This window comes from Janthinobacterium sp. J1-1 (assembly GCF_030944405.1).
Classification (GTDB): Bacteria; Pseudomonadota; Gammaproteobacteria; order Burkholderiales; family Burkholderiaceae_D; genus Janthinobacterium.
Window position 1 is genome coordinate 3,943,897 of sequence record NZ_CP132339.1, and the last position, 13,459, is coordinate 3,957,355.

Below are 13,459 nucleotides of genomic sequence, written 5' to 3' on the forward strand. Positions count from 1 at the left end.
ACGTGCTCAAGGCGCCCGGCGTGCATTAGCCGGATGAACGTGCGTCCGGCCCGGCTACAGCACCGCCGGCTGCGCCAAGGGCGGGTGCTTCAGCGCGTCGGCGATGCGCTGCAGCGCCTGGCCGATCTCTTGCTGGCTGGCGATGCCGCCGATGCATACCCGGATCGCCTGCGGCGCCGTGCCGTCCACGGCGAAGGCGTCGCTCGGCACCACGCCGATGCCGGTGGCCCGCAGATGCGCGGTCAGCGCCAGGCGGTCCCACTGCGGCGGCAAGTTGATCCACAGATGAAAACCCTCGGGGTGGGCCAGGTAGCTGCCTGGGGGCAGGATGCGCGCCGCCAGCCGTTGCCGGGCCATCGATTCCTTGCGGATCGCGTTGAGCGCGAGGTCGGCGATGCCGTCCCTGATCCAGCGCGTGGCCAGCGCCGCCGTGAATGGCGCGGCCATCACGGCGGTGGCGCGCAGGGCGGCGGCCACCCGCGCCGCGCTCACGTCGTCCGGCGCGGCCACATACGCCAGGCGCAGGCCGGCGCCCACGCACTTGGCCAGGCCCGCCACATGATAGGTGATGTCAGGGCCGCTGGCGGCCAGCGGCGGCGGCCCGCTGCGCGGCAGGAAGCCATAGGCGTCGTCCTCGATGATGGGCACGCCATAATTGCGGGCCACCTGCACCAGCGCCTGGCGCCGCTGGGCCGACATGGTGGCCGTGGTCGGATTGAGCAGGGTGGGGTTGCAATACAGCGCGCGCGGGGCATACTGCGCGCACGCCGCCGCAAACGCCAGCGCGTCGATGCCTTCGCCGTCCATCGGCAGGCCCACCAGCCGCAGGTTCATCAGGCCGGCCAGCGCGCGCAGGCCCGGGTAGGTGAGCGCCTCGCAGCACACCACGGAACCAGGCGGTGCGATGGTGCTCAGTATCGCCAGCAGCGCCGCCTGCGCGCCCGGCACCACCAGCAGGCGTTCCGGCGCGATCGCCAGGCCGCGCCGCCGCAGCCACAGCGCGCCGGCCTCGCGGTCCGCCGCCGAGCCGCCAAAATCCTGGTAGCGCAGCAGGCCGGGCATGTCGGCGCCGATGTCGGCCAGGCTGGCGCGCATCAGCGCCAGCAGCTCCGGCGTGAATGGCTCCGGCGGCATGTTCATCGACAGGTCGACCTGCGGCCGCGCCGCCACCGCACGCGGGATCGCCAGCGCGCGCTTGCCGCAGACAAACGTGCCGCGGCCGACGGTGGAGTCGACCAGCCCGCGCTTGTGCGCCTCGGCGTAGGCGCGCGCCACGGTGGTGAAGTCGATGCCCAGCGCCTCGGCCAGGGCGCGCTGGGCCGGCAGGCGCTGTTCCGCCACCAGGCGGCCGATGGCGATGTCGGCGCCGATGGCGTCGGCGATCAGCAGGTAGACGGGGCCTTGGCCCTTTTTCAGCTTGGGCAGCCAGGCGGCGGCGTTTTTCGGCACGATCGATCCAGTCAATATCCAGGTGGGGTAGACGATTGTATGCAGATTTCATGCCGGGTCCGGCCTCTCCACATACGGGCGCCAGCACGGGCAAACGCGGCTGCGCGCCCGTTCGCCGTGCAGCGCCGCGCACCAGCGTGAGGCGGCCGGCGCGCGGCACGCCCGCTTTTGATACGCCCTGATCGCATAGGGGAAAATCGGGCGTTGGCGATTGACTGCATGGTTTGAATGGAGCCGGTGTTTTGGCGTGAAAGAGGGCGCCGCAGCGGGTCCGGAACGGCCCTGTGGCGTGGCTTCAAAAACCGCCGATTGACTGGATTTCGATCCAGTCAAACAGCGGGTCAGCCGCCCCGCCATGGCATGGCGCATGCATGCAATCCCGGGGCAACGCGACGCCTTTGGTGCCGCGCCAGCGCCCCCTTCAATCAACCTGAGAGAGATCACCATGCCAGCCATCGACCACAAGCCACACGCCAAGGGCGACTATTTTGTTGACTACGAAGAGAAGGTCTTCGAAGACGTGAAAGCCCTGCCCGGAGAGAAGGCGCTGGTCACCTTTCACACCGTGGCCTTCGAAGGATCGATCGGCTTCGTCAACCTGCTGCAGGCCACGCGCCTGCTGCGCAAGGGCTACGAAACGTCGGTGCTGTTGTACGGTCCCGGCGTCACGCTGGGCCTGCAGCGCGGCTTTCCCACCCTGGGCGATGAAGCGTTCCCGGGCCATATGAACCACAACAACCAGCTGGTGAAATTCATGGCCGAGGGCGGCAAGGTATATGCCTGCCGTTTCGCGCTGCAGGCGCTGTACGGCCATGGCGAGCCGTCGCTGATCGAGGGCATCCGCGCCATCGCGCCGCAGGACGTGCTGGACATCAAGCTGCTGCACCTGCGCGCCAACGCGGTCATCATCGACACCTGGACCGTGTAAGCGGAGCGGGCGGCCATGACGACGACCAAGAAAATGGTACGGGCGGCGGCGGTGCAGATCGCGCCGGACCTCGAGAGCGCCGACGGCACGCTGGCCAAGGTGCTGCAGGCGATTGCCGACGCGGCGCGCCAGGGCGCCGAACTGGTGGTGTTCCCCGAGACGTTCGTGCCCTACTACCCTTACTTTTCGTTCGTGCGGCCGCCCTTCCAGGCCGGCGCCGAACACCTGCTGCTGTATGAGCGCGCGCCGACCGTGCCGGGGCCGGTCACCGACGCGGTGGCGGGGGCCGCGCGCGAACATGGCGTGGTGGTGGTGCTCGGCGTGAACGAGCGCGATCATGGCAGCCTGTACAACACCCAGCTGGTGTTCGACGCCAACGGCGAGCTGGTGCTCAAGCGCCGCAAGATCACGCCGACCTATCACGAGCGCATGATCTGGGGGCAGGGCGACGCCAGCGGCTTGAAGGTGGTCGATACCGCCGTTGGCCGCCTGGGGGCGCTGGCCTGCTGGGAGCACTACAACCCGCTGGCGCGCTACGCCCTGATGGCGCAGCACGAGCAGATCCACTGCGCGCAGTTCCCCGGTTCCATGGTCGGCCAGATTTTCGCCGACCAGATGGAGGTGACGATACGCCACCATGCGCTCGAATCGGCCTGCTTCGTGGTCAACGCCACCGGCTGGCTGACCGACCAGCAGATCGCGGCCATCACGCCGGAACCGGCCGTGCAAAAAGCGCTGCGCGGCGGCTGCTGCACCACCATCGTCTCGCCGGAAGGCGTGCTGCTGGCCGAACCGCTGCGTGCCGGCGAGGGCATCGTGATCGCCGACCTCGACATGGCGCTGATCACCAAGCGCAAGCGGATGATGGACTCGGTCGGCCATTACGCGCGTCCTGAGTTGCTGAGCCTGATGATGGACGGCCGCGCCGCCACCCCGGTGCATGCCGCCGCCGAACACGTCGTACATCCAACCACACCGAGGGAGCCATCCGCATGAATACCTTCAATGCCGACCTGCCGGCCCAGCAGCTGATCACCGAACTGCAGTCGCTGGGCATGCGCCTGGCGGACCCCGGCCAGGGCGCGCCCAGCCGGCGCGGCGGCGCCGGTCCGTCCGACCACAAGGCGGTGATCGTCGACGGCACCACCGTCATGATCCCGGTGCATACCGGCAGCGCCTTCAATTCGCCCTACCTGGCGGCCGCGCCCGGCGCCGACGGCCGCAGCGCCATCCTGCGCGACGGCCGCACGGTGGGCATCATCGCGTTTCCGCGCCAGCCGCGCTTTTACAAGATGCAGACGCTCGACGGCGTGCCGTATTCGCATATCGCCACGCTGCACGGCAAGGACGTGCTGGCCACCACGGTGCTGCAAAGCTGCATCCGATACGAGAGCCGGCGCAAGTCGTGCCAGTTCTGCTCGATCGGGCAGTCGCTGGCGGCCGGCCGCACCATCCTGCGCAAGACGCCGGAGCAGCTGGCCGAGGTGGCCCGCGCGGCCGTGCTGCTCGACCAGGTGAAACATATGGTGATGACCACCGGCACGCCCAACGCCACCGACCGTGGCGCCGCCATCCTGTGCGAGAGTGCGTTCGCCGTCAAGTCGGCGGTGGCCTTGCCGATCCAGGGCCAGTGCGAGCCACCGGACGACGACGCCTGGTTCGCGCGCATGCGCGACGCCGGCATCGACGCGCTGGGCATGCACCTGGAGGCGGTCACGCCGGCCGTGCGGGCCCGCATCATGCCGGGCAAGGCCAGCGTGCCGCTCGAGCGCTACTTCGACGCGTTCGCGCGCGCGGTGGAGGTGTTCGGCCGGGGCCAGGTCAGCACCTACATCCTGGCCGGCCTGGGCGACACGCCCGAGGCGATCCTGCGCTGCTGCGAGCGGCTGATCGCCGCCGGCGTGTACCCGTTCGTGGTGCCGTTCGTGCCGATCGCCGGCACCCCGCTGGAAGACCATCCCGCGCCGTCCGCCGCCATGATGCGCGCGCTGCTCGCGCCCTTGGGCGACATGCTGGGCGCGGCCGGCATGCATTCGGGCGAGATCAAGGCCGGTTGCGGGCGTTGCGGCGCGTGCTCGTCGCTGTCCACCTTTGAAAGGAAACCATCATGAGCACGTTCGCCTTGCCGGAAGCGCCAACGCTGGCGGCGCGTATCAAGCTGGCCACCACGCCCGCCGAACAGGCGGCCGCGCGCGCCTTGCGGCGGCAGGTGTTCTGCCTTGAACAGGGGCTGTTCGACGGCGACGACACGGACGCCATCGACGGCACGGCCATCACGCTGGTGGCCGTGGATGCCGACCACGCGGTGATCGGCACGGTGCGCATCCACCATGCCGGCGACGGTGTGTGGTGGGGCTCGCGCCTGGCCGTGGCCAGGGTGGCGCGGCGCCAGGCGGCGGTCGGCAGCGGCTTGATCAGGCTGGCCGTGGGCGCCGCCCGGTCGTTCGGCTGCACCACCTTCCTGGCCCACGTGCAGCAGCAGAACGTGGCCATGTTCCGCCAGTTGCACTGGCAGGAACTGGCCGACGTGGTGCTGCACGGCCGGGCGCACAGCCTGATGCGGGCCGGCCTGGCGGCGTATGCGCCTATCCACGACGGCGAAACGGGCTTTATCTGCACGCGGGGTGGCGCATGAACGCCGAACTGGCACGGCTGGCGGCCCTGCTGCGGGCGGCGCCCGGCGTCAAGCACAAGCGCGATATCGCCCGCGTGGTGCGCACCCTGGCAGGTGGCGAGGGCGCGGCCCGGGGCGGTGCCTGGGCGGCGCCGGTGGGCGACGATTGCGCCGCGATTCCCGACGGCGACGGCTACCTGCTGCTGGCGATCGAAGGCTTCGTCAACGAATTCGTCGCCAGGGAGCCCTGGTTCGCCGGCTACTGCGGCGTGATGGTGAACGTGAGCGACATCTATGCCATGGGTGGCCGGCCGCTGGCCATCGTCGACGCCCTGTGGAGCCGCGACGGCGACGCCGCCCAGCCGCTGCTCGACGGCCTGGCCTGCGCCGCCGCCGTCTACGACGTGCCTATCGTCGGTGGCCACAGCAACCGCCGCAGCGACCGCGAACAGTTGTCGGTGGCGATCACGGGCCGGGCCAACCGCCTGCTGACCAGCTTTGACGCCCGCCCCGGCGAAAACCTGGTAGTGGCCTGTGACCTGCGCGGCCGCTACCAGGAACCCTACGACTACTGGAACGCCAGCCTGGGCGCGCCGGCCGAACGGCTGCGCGCCGACCTCGAACTGCTGCCGGCGATTGCGGAAGACGGCTTGTGCCGCGCCGCCAAGGACATCAGCATGGCCGGCGTGGTGGGCACCGCGCTGATGCTGCTCGAGTGTTCCGGCATCGGCGCCACCATCGACCTGGCGGCCATCCCGCGCCCGCCCGGCGTGGCGCTGGAGCGCTGGCTTGCCACCTTCCCCAGCTACGGTTTTATCCTCAGCGTGGCCGACGCCGACCTGGCGCCGGTGCTGGCGCGCTTTGCCGGCCGCGAGCTGGCATGCGCCGTGATCGGCCGCACCGACAGCGGTCGCCGGGTCCACCTGCGCCATGGCAGTGCGCCCGGCAGCGCGCTGCTGTGGGACTTTGCCGAAGAAGACCTGACCGGCTGCGCGCCAGCGGCGCTGCGGCCATCATCGAAGGAGAAGCACCATGCCTGAAGTGCGCTTTACCGTGCGCTGGCCCGACGCCAGCGTCAGCGACTGCTATTCGCCGTCCACCGTGATCCACGACTTTCTCGCCGCCGGCGCCAGCTACCCGGTGGCCGATTTCATGCAGCGCTGCCGTACCGCGCTGCAGCTGGCCAGCGACCGCGTGCGCCTGAAATACGGCTACGCCTGTTCCTCGGCGCTGGACCAGCTCGAGCGCCTGGAGGCGCGCGCCGCGGTCCTGCCACTTGACCCCACCGCCACCGTGACCATCGTCGCGATGCGGCCATGACCCCCAACCGGAGCTTTGCCATGCCACGCGAACCACACCACCAACACGTCGAAGTACTTATCATCGGCGGCGGCCAGGCCGGCCTGTCGCTGAGCTACCTGCTCAAGCAGCAGGGGCTGTCGCACCTGATCCTGGAAAAGAACCGGCTGGGCCACGCCTGGCGCAGCGAGCGCTGGGACAGCTTCTGCCTGGTCACGCCCAACTGGCAATGCACGCTGCCCGGCTTTCCCTACCAGGGCGACGATCCCGACGGCTTCATGGTCAAGGACCAGATCGTCGACTATATCGACGCCTATATCGCCGCGTTTGGGCCGCCGGCGCTTGAAGGCGTGGCGGTGACCGGCGTGCGCCGCGACGCCGCTGGCGGCTGGCTGGTGCAGACCGGCGCCGGCCCGTATCACGCGGCGCAGGTGGTGATCGCTGTCGGCGGCTATCACACGGCTATCGTGCCGGCCGATGCCGCGCGGCTGCCGGCCGGCGTGCTGCAGCTGCATTCGTCCGACTACGTCAACCCCGGTCAACTGCCGCCGGGCGAGGTGCTGGTGGTGGGCACCGGCCAGTCGGGCTGCCAGATCGCCGAGGACCTGCACCTGGCCGGGCGCCGCGTGCACCTGTGCGTGGGGGACGCCCCGCGCGTGGCGCGCCGCTACCGGGGCCAGGACGTGGTCAAGTGGCTCGACGAGATGGCCTATTACGATTTGCCGGTGGACCGGCATCCACTGGGCGCCGGCGTGCGCGACAAGACCAACCACTACGTGACCGGGCGCGACGGCGGGCGCGACATCGACCTGCGCAAGTTCGCACTGGAAGGCATGCAGTTGTATGGCCGCTACCTGTCGCTGGACAATGGCGTGGCCCGCTTCGGCGACGACCTGGCGCGCAACCTGGACGGCGCCGACGCCGTGTACCGCAAGATCAACGCCAGCATCGACCAGCATATCGCCGCCCATGCCATCGATGCCCCTTTTGAGGCGCCGTATGCGCCGCTATGGCAACCCGGGCCGGACGCGCCCGCCACGCTCGACATGGGCACCGTCAGCGCCGTGGTGTGGTGCATCGGTTTTCGCACCGACTTCAGCTGGGTCGACGCGCCGATCTTCGACCAGCGCGGCTATCCCGGCCATGAACGTGGCGTGACGGCCGAGCCGGGCCTGTATTTCCTCGGTTTGCCGTGGCAATACACCTGGGGCTCGGGCCGCTTCTCCGGCATCGCCCGCGACGCCGCGCATCTGCTCGAACACATCGTGCGCCGCGCGCAGGCGTCGTCTCAGGTGGAGGCCGCATCGCGCTAGGCTAGCGCTCCGGCATGACCGGCAGGCGCATTTTTCTCAGCGGCCTGGTTTTCCCCGTCTGCGCAAGGCGATGATTTGAACCGTCAGCCCGACCAGCAGCATGACAGCCAGGCTGGCCAGCGATCCGAGCAGGAGCGGAGCCTTTGGGTCCGTGACCAGCGGATGGCCGTCCGGCACCCGGCGCAGCGTTTCGCTGACGCTGGGCACCATCAGCAGGAACACGGTCAGGCTCAGGCAGACCGTTTCGATATAGCTGCTCGCGCGCCCCGCGAAAGGGCGGTACACCATGGCGTAGCCAGTCAGCAATAGCAGGATGGTGGCGATGGCAATGCCATGGCTGGCGGCTTGGTGCGCGACAAGAAATACCGTGACCGCGCCGATCAGCATCGAGATAAAGTAAGCAATACCGGCGCCATTGCGCGGCGTGATGCGGCCATGCCGTACCAGCATATACAGGGCCAGCGGTATGGCCGGCAGGCTGCCGAGGGTATGTATCCAGCCCAGTGGGGAAATTCCGAACATGATGGTGCCTTTTATAAGAGAGTGAGCCAACCTACTAGTTGGTAGTTTTGAAGTCAAAAAAAACGCCGTGCCATCAGCGTTTCACGGCCATGCGCTCCAGCAGTGGCTGCATGATGGCGGCAAACATGTCCGCCTCACCGTAGGCGCGGGCGGACAGCATCGCACCGTGCACGGTTGCCATGAAGGCCTCCGCTTCGACGCGCGCGGGGTACTGCAGTGAAATGGTGCCTTGCTGCACGCCGCGATCGAGCACCGACGTCACCCAGGCGGACAGAAAGCGGAAATGCGCCCGCACCGCCAGCGCCACTTCACCCGGCAAGGCGGGCAGTTCGCTGGCCAGCAGGGCGCACACACAGAAGGGCGCGCTTGCATCGCTGATGCAGGTACTCCAATATTGTATGTAGGCACGCAACTGGTCGAGCGGATCGGCGATGGCCGATTGCAGGCCCTGGAAGCCTGCTTCGGCTTCCTGGCGATACTGCGCCAGCAATGCTGTCACCAGATCGACCTTGGTCGGAAAATGGTGATGGATGCTGGGCTTGCGTATGCCGACCACCTCGGCGATATCGGCATAGCTGAAGCCGTTATAACCGCCGCCAACGATCAGTTTGCGCGTGCATGCCAGTATCAGGTCGGCAGTATCGGAAAGTTTGTTCATGTGTGATAGCCTACCTTCTAGTAGGTTTGATGTCAAGCGTTTCTGCACCGCCGTCTGATCATGAGCCTTTTCAATCTCGGCGCCATTGGTGCCGCGAAGGCACCATGCTGAAGCTCTGGGCGGGACTACCGCCCGGCGTGCGCCTTGCCTGGACTGGGATCGAGCGGCGACTGTCGTCACCATCCACCCGGGGAGCGGGGCATGAGCATCGTCGTCGTCTGGTCCATGGTCGATAACGACGGAGCCATGCGATGAAGCGTGCCCTAGCCTGCACCAGCAGGGGCTGCGCGCGGGCATGTCGATCACCACCGTGCTGGCGTAAGGCGGGTATCGGGGGGCGGACGGCCCGCCTTGATATATACTGCGTGCCAAGTAACAATGTTGCATTCTTCCTGCCGGCGCCGCCACCCATGCCCACTTCCCGTTTGCCACCGCTGGTCCTGTTCGTCGCTTTTCCGCGCATGGGGCTGCTTGACCTGACCGGGCCGCAGACCGTGTTCTGGGCCGCGGCCAAGCGCATGCCGGAGCGCGGGCTGGTGGCGTACGAACGCCAGACCGTCAGCCTGCATGGCGGCCCGGTCGAAACCGTGGAGGGCGTGATCATCCACACGCTGCCATTTTCCGCTTTCGCCGGCCGCGCCATCGATACCATCGTGGTGCCGGGCGCGCCCGAGATCGCGCTGGTGCTGGAGGAATCCGCCGAGACGGTGGCGTGGGTGCACCAGGCGTCCGCGCTGGCGCGCCGCACGGCCTCGGTGTGCACCGGCGCCTTCGTGCTGGCCCAGGCCGGCCTGCTACAGGGGCGCCGCGTGGCCACGCACTGGGCCATGACCGACCTGCTGGAAACGCGCTATCCGGAACTCGATGTCGACCGGGAAGCGATCTTCGTGCGCCAGCCGCCGATCTGGACTTCGGCCGGCGTCACCGCCGGCATCGACCTGGCGCTGGCGCTGGTGGAAGAAGATTGCGGACGCCATGTCGCGATGGAGGTGGCGCGCGAACTGGTGGTGTTCATGAAGCGCCCGGCTGGCCAGGCGCAGCACAGCGAGTTGTTGCAGGCGCAAAGCAAGGATGGCGCGGCGTTCGACGACCTGCATGCCTGGCTGTCGGACAATCTGCACGATAGCGACATCAGCGTCGATTCGCTGGCCGGACGGGCCAGCATGAGTCCGCGCAATTTTTCGCGCGTGTACAAGGAAAAGACCGGCCATGCGCCGGCCAAGGCGGTGGAATTGTTCCGCGTCGAGGCGGCGCGGCGCCTGCTGGAACACTCCGAAAACAACCTGGACCAGGTTGCCCGGCAGTGCGGCTTCGGCGATGAAGCGCGCATGCGCGTCACCTTCATGCGCAACCTGGGCCTCACGCCTTCCGACTACCGCAGGCGGTTCGCGGCGCCCTGACGGGCCGTCCTCCTTATCTGGCGGCCTGTGCCTGCAGCCAGGTGTCGACCTTGACCGTGCCCAGGCGGGCATCTGCGCCGGGGATCAGGGTGTCGTCCTGCAATTGCGCGCCGAAGTAGGGCGCCTGCCTGTCGGCGACGACGGTGCGCGTATCCTGCTTGAACGTCAGATAATGCTGGACCAGGTCCGACAGGCGCGTCTTTTCCGGGCCGGCGATTTCCACCACGCCGTTGACCGGCTGGCCGAGGGTGTAGTCGGCCATCGCCGCCGCCACGTCGTCCGAGGAAATCGCCTGGATATACGCTGGCGACAGCGCGATCGTGTCGCCGGCGCCCGCCGAGGCCGCGATGCCGCCCAAAAATTCGAAGAACTGCGTCGAGTGCACGATGGTGTACGGCAGGCCTGACTCGCGGATCAGTTTTTCCTGCGCGATCTTGCCGCGGAAATAGCCGCTTTCGGCCAGGCGGTCGGTGCCGACCACCGACAGCGCCACATGGTGCTTGACGCCGGCCCTGGCGGCGGCGCCCAGCAGCTTGCGCCCGGAGGTGGTAAAGAAGTCGAGCACGGCGTCATCGGCGAAGGACGGTGAATTGGCCACGTCCACCACGATGTCGGTGCCGGCCAGCGCGGCGTCCAGGCCTTCGCCGGTCAGCGTGTTGACACCCGAATTGGGCGAAGCGGCAATCGCTTCGTGGCCGCGCTCGCGCAGGATGCTGACCAGCTTGCTACCGATCAGGCCGGTGCCGCCGATAATGACGATTTTCATGATGTGCTTTCGTGTGGTGGATGGGGATGGGGGTGGACCGGTGAAACTCAGGCCAGGTTGGCCTTGTCGAGGCCGAAGGCTTTGTCGTAGGAACCGGGCACCACCTTGAAGGCGATGTTGACGCGGTTCCACGCGTTGATCGTCATGATCTCGAACGTCAGGTCGGACACTTCTTTCTCCGACAGCTGGGTGCGGACACGTTCGTACAGCTCGTCCGGCACGCCCAGCGGCGCCAAGGTGGTCAGCGCCTCGGTCCAGGCCAGCGCCGCCCGTTCACGCGGGATGAACAGGGTCGATTCGCGCCAGGCGGCCAGGTGATGCAGGCGCAACGGGCGTTCGCCGTGGATGGTGGCCTGCTTGATGTGCATGTCCACGCAGAAGCCGCAGCCGTTGATCTGCGAGGCGCGGATCGCCACCAGGTCGAGGATGCCGGCCTCGATCGCGCCGTCATGGATCAGGCCGTTGAATTCGACCAGTTTCTTGAACAGGGCAGGGGATTGTTGCATGTAGTCGAGGCGCATGGTCATGGTAGTTCTCCGTCAGTCGGGCGGGGCCCGTCCCCAGTACGGCTGGGTCCGATTGCGAATATCGCGTCACGCAAAACAGTGTAGGAGCTGTGCCTCACCGGCGGTAGACCTGCGCCGGGACGCAGCATGGTGCCTCACATGCACCAATCAGCGCGTCAGGCGTACCCCGGCCAGCACCAGGATCAAGGCCGGCGCCAGCCTGCTCATGCGGCGCTCCGCAGTTGCGCGCCCGGCACGGCCGACAGGCAATGCAGGTCGAGCTGGCGCACGTGCTGCGTCATGTAGTCGACAAACACGCGGATGCGCAGCGGCAGATGGTGGCGGCTCAGGTAGCACAGATAGTGGCCGCGGTCGTCCGGCGCGTAGTGCGCCAGGCACGGCACCAGGCGCCCGGCCCGCAGGTGCTCGCAGATCTGGTAGCCGGCCATTTGCGCGATGCCTTCGCCATCGAGCACCGACTGCAGCACCAGGTCGGCATCGTTGAAGCACTGCGCGCCTTTCGGCTGCACCTTGCGGATGGCGCCATCGACCTTGAATTCCCACTCGAAAACGCGGCCCGAGGCGAAACGGAAATTGATGCAGGCGTGTCCGGCCAGCGCGTCGATGCTGTCCGGCAGGCCGTGCGTACGCGCGTATTCGGGCGAGGCGCACAGCAGCATCTGCATCGGAATCAGCTGCTTGGCGACCACCTGGCTGTCGTCCATGCGGCCATTGCGAAACGCCACGTCGATGCGGTCGGAAATGAAATCGGTGGCGCGGTCGTCGAGCATCAGGTCGAGCCCGATGTCGGGAAATTGCGCGTGAAAGCCGCGCAGCAGCGGCGCGACCACCTTGCGGCCGAAGCCGACGGTGGCTGAAATGCGCAGCTGGCCGCGCGGCGTGCCGCTGCGCAGTTCGCGCATCTCTTCCACCGACTGCACGATGCGGTCGACGCCGGGCCGGCAGTTTTCATAAAACAGTTCGCCTTCGGCGGTCAGGGTGGTGCTGCGCGTGGTGCGCAGGAACAGCCGCGTATCGAGCTGGGTTTCAAGCTTTTGCACGCTGCGGCTGACGGCGGAGCGGCCGATGCCCAGCCGCTCCGCCGCCCTGGCAAAACTGCCTTCATGGACCACCGCGATAAAGGCCACCACGCCGGCGTAGGTGGTGGCAAAGCTCGACGCGAGGGCGTCGCTGCGGTCGCGGGCGAGACTGGTCAGGCTCATGCTGCGGGCGTGGGACATACATTCCTTTCAGTGCAAAAGCAGACTGAACGGTAGTGATGCCCACGGCGCCCGGCAATGACAAATAAGCCGCTTTTTAGGCCAAGGCGCGGCCCACCCGCCAGGCGAACCTGCGGGAGTGATCAGCGCCGGTACAGACCATGCCACGCCAGCGCGCCGCCGATTGGTGTTTTGACGGCAACAGCATGCGGCCCGCCGGGGGCATGGCGCCGGCGCCGGGCGCTGCCTAGACTGGGTGAGTTGCGCTTGCCGCGCTGTTTATCCCCAAATGTCCCCCGAAGGAGATTGCCATGTTCCGTCTTGCCCCACTATCCCGCGCCCTCGGCGTCCTCGTTGTTGCCGCCGGCTGCATGCAGGCGCCTGCCCACGCCGGCGCCACCGACCCGGTCGTCAAGGAATTGATGACCAAGGCCATGTCCGACCTGCCGGGCAAGGAAGTGCTGATGATCACGGTCGACTACCCGCCGGGCGGTTTTGACCCGGTCCATCGCCACGACGCGCACGGGTTCATCTATGTGCTCGAAGGGTCTATCGTGATGGGCGTGAAGGGCGGCAAGGAGCAAACGCTGCTGCCAGGCCAGACTTTTTATGAAGGCCCGCAAGACCTGCATACGGTCGGCCGCAACGCGAGCAAGACCAAACCCGCCAAGTTCCTGGTGTTCCTGGTCAAGGAGAAAAACAAGCCGGCCGTGATCCCGGTCGGGCAGCACTGAAGCGCCAGCCCGCCAGCTGGACCAGCGCGGTCGACTTCTTTTGCCGCGGC

At 67.6% G+C, this 13,459-nt stretch carries 15 protein-coding genes; 9 read left to right on the forward strand and 6 right to left on the reverse strand.

Translation table 11 applies throughout. The annotated features are described in order from the left end of the window. Positions 1-54 precede the first annotated feature (54 nt). On the reverse strand, positions 55-1,449 hold the full coding sequence (locus Q8L25_RS18050; RefSeq protein WP_308920678.1) for a PLP-dependent aminotransferase family protein: 1,395 nt from the start codon (positions 1,447-1,449) through the stop codon (positions 55-57). 445 nt (positions 1,450-1,894) lie between these two features. Between Q8L25_RS18050 and Q8L25_RS18055 the strand changes: the two genes are divergently transcribed. Genes Q8L25_RS18055 through Q8L25_RS18085 form a run of 7 tightly spaced genes read left to right on the forward strand, consistent with a single transcriptional unit; the run spans position 1,895 to position 7,603 of the window. Continuing rightward, on the forward strand, positions 1,895-2,377 hold the full coding sequence (locus tag Q8L25_RS18055; RefSeq protein ID WP_308920679.1) for an MSMEG_0572/Sll0783 family nitrogen starvation response protein: 483 nt from the start codon (positions 1,895-1,897) through the stop codon (positions 2,375-2,377). Positions 2,378-2,392: 15 nt separating this feature from the next. Beyond that, positions 2,393-3,373: a Nit6803 family nitrilase gene (locus Q8L25_RS18060; protein WP_308920680.1), complete on the forward strand. Its 981-nt coding sequence runs from the start codon at positions 2,393-2,395 to the stop codon at positions 3,371-3,373. After that, complete coding sequence (locus Q8L25_RS18065) at positions 3,370-4,488, forward strand: MSMEG_0568 family radical SAM protein (protein ID WP_308920681.1); 1,119 nt, start codon at positions 3,370-3,372, stop codon at positions 4,486-4,488. Before Q8L25_RS18060 ends, Q8L25_RS18065 begins: the two co-directional genes overlap by 4 nt. Then, positions 4,485-5,012: an MSMEG_0567/Sll0786 family nitrogen starvation N-acetyltransferase gene (locus Q8L25_RS18070; protein ID WP_308920682.1), complete on the forward strand. Its 528-nt coding sequence runs from the start codon at positions 4,485-4,487 to the stop codon at positions 5,010-5,012. Before Q8L25_RS18065 ends, Q8L25_RS18070 begins: the two co-directional genes overlap by 4 nt. Next, the gene (locus Q8L25_RS18075; RefSeq protein ID WP_308920683.1) at positions 5,009-6,031 is read left to right on the forward strand and encodes a sll0787 family AIR synthase-like protein; all 1,023 of its coding nucleotides are present in this window, start codon (positions 5,009-5,011) and stop codon (positions 6,029-6,031) included. The genes Q8L25_RS18070 and Q8L25_RS18075 overlap by 4 nt, the downstream gene beginning before the upstream one ends. After that, positions 6,024-6,311, forward strand: a complete 288-nt coding sequence (locus Q8L25_RS18080) for an MSMEG_0570 family nitrogen starvation response protein (protein ID WP_308920684.1) — start codon at positions 6,024-6,026, stop codon at positions 6,309-6,311. The genes Q8L25_RS18075 and Q8L25_RS18080 overlap by 8 nt, the downstream gene beginning before the upstream one ends. Before the next feature lie 20 nt (positions 6,312-6,331). Next, positions 6,332-7,603: an MSMEG_0569 family flavin-dependent oxidoreductase gene (locus Q8L25_RS18085; protein ID WP_308920685.1), complete on the forward strand. Its 1,272-nt coding sequence runs from the start codon at positions 6,332-6,334 to the stop codon at positions 7,601-7,603. 36 nt (positions 7,604-7,639) lie between these two features. Here the strand turns inward: Q8L25_RS18085 and Q8L25_RS18090 are convergent, their stop codons facing one another. Together Q8L25_RS18090 and Q8L25_RS18095 are read right to left on the reverse strand one after the other, a co-directional pair. Then, complete coding sequence (locus Q8L25_RS18090; RefSeq protein ID WP_308920686.1) at positions 7,640-8,125, reverse strand: hypothetical protein; 486 nt, start codon at positions 8,123-8,125, stop codon at positions 7,640-7,642. Between the two features lie 73 nt (positions 8,126-8,198). Continuing rightward, positions 8,199-8,783, reverse strand: coding sequence for a TetR/AcrR family transcriptional regulator (locus Q8L25_RS18095; RefSeq protein WP_308920687.1), 585 nt, complete (start codon positions 8,781-8,783; stop codon positions 8,199-8,201). 410 nt (positions 8,784-9,193) lie between these two features. Here Q8L25_RS18095 and Q8L25_RS18100 point away from each other — a divergent pair, with 410 nt between their 5' ends. Then, positions 9,194-10,183, forward strand: a complete 990-nt coding sequence (locus Q8L25_RS18100) for a helix-turn-helix domain-containing protein (protein WP_308920688.1) — start codon at positions 9,194-9,196, stop codon at positions 10,181-10,183. 13 nt (positions 10,184-10,196) lie between these two features. Here the strand turns inward: Q8L25_RS18100 and Q8L25_RS18105 are convergent, their stop codons facing one another. From Q8L25_RS18105 to Q8L25_RS18115, 3 genes are all read right to left on the reverse strand, one after another. Further along, on the reverse strand, positions 10,197-10,949 hold the full coding sequence (locus Q8L25_RS18105) for an SDR family oxidoreductase (protein WP_308920689.1): 753 nt from the start codon (positions 10,947-10,949) through the stop codon (positions 10,197-10,199). A gap of 47 nt (positions 10,950-10,996) precedes the next feature. Next, positions 10,997-11,476: a carboxymuconolactone decarboxylase family protein gene (locus tag Q8L25_RS18110; RefSeq protein WP_308920690.1), complete on the reverse strand. Its 480-nt coding sequence runs from the start codon at positions 11,474-11,476 to the stop codon at positions 10,997-10,999. Positions 11,477-11,679: 203 nt separating this feature from the next. Further along, positions 11,680-12,696, reverse strand: a complete 1,017-nt coding sequence (locus Q8L25_RS18115; RefSeq protein ID WP_308920691.1) for a LysR family transcriptional regulator — start codon at positions 12,694-12,696, stop codon at positions 11,680-11,682. Between the two features lie 290 nt (positions 12,697-12,986). On the opposite strand from Q8L25_RS18115, the gene Q8L25_RS18120 reads away from it, so the two are divergent. Next, positions 12,987-13,409: a cupin domain-containing protein gene (locus Q8L25_RS18120; RefSeq protein ID WP_308920692.1), complete on the forward strand. Its 423-nt coding sequence runs from the start codon at positions 12,987-12,989 to the stop codon at positions 13,407-13,409. The last annotated feature ends 50 nt before the right edge of the window (positions 13,410-13,459 follow it).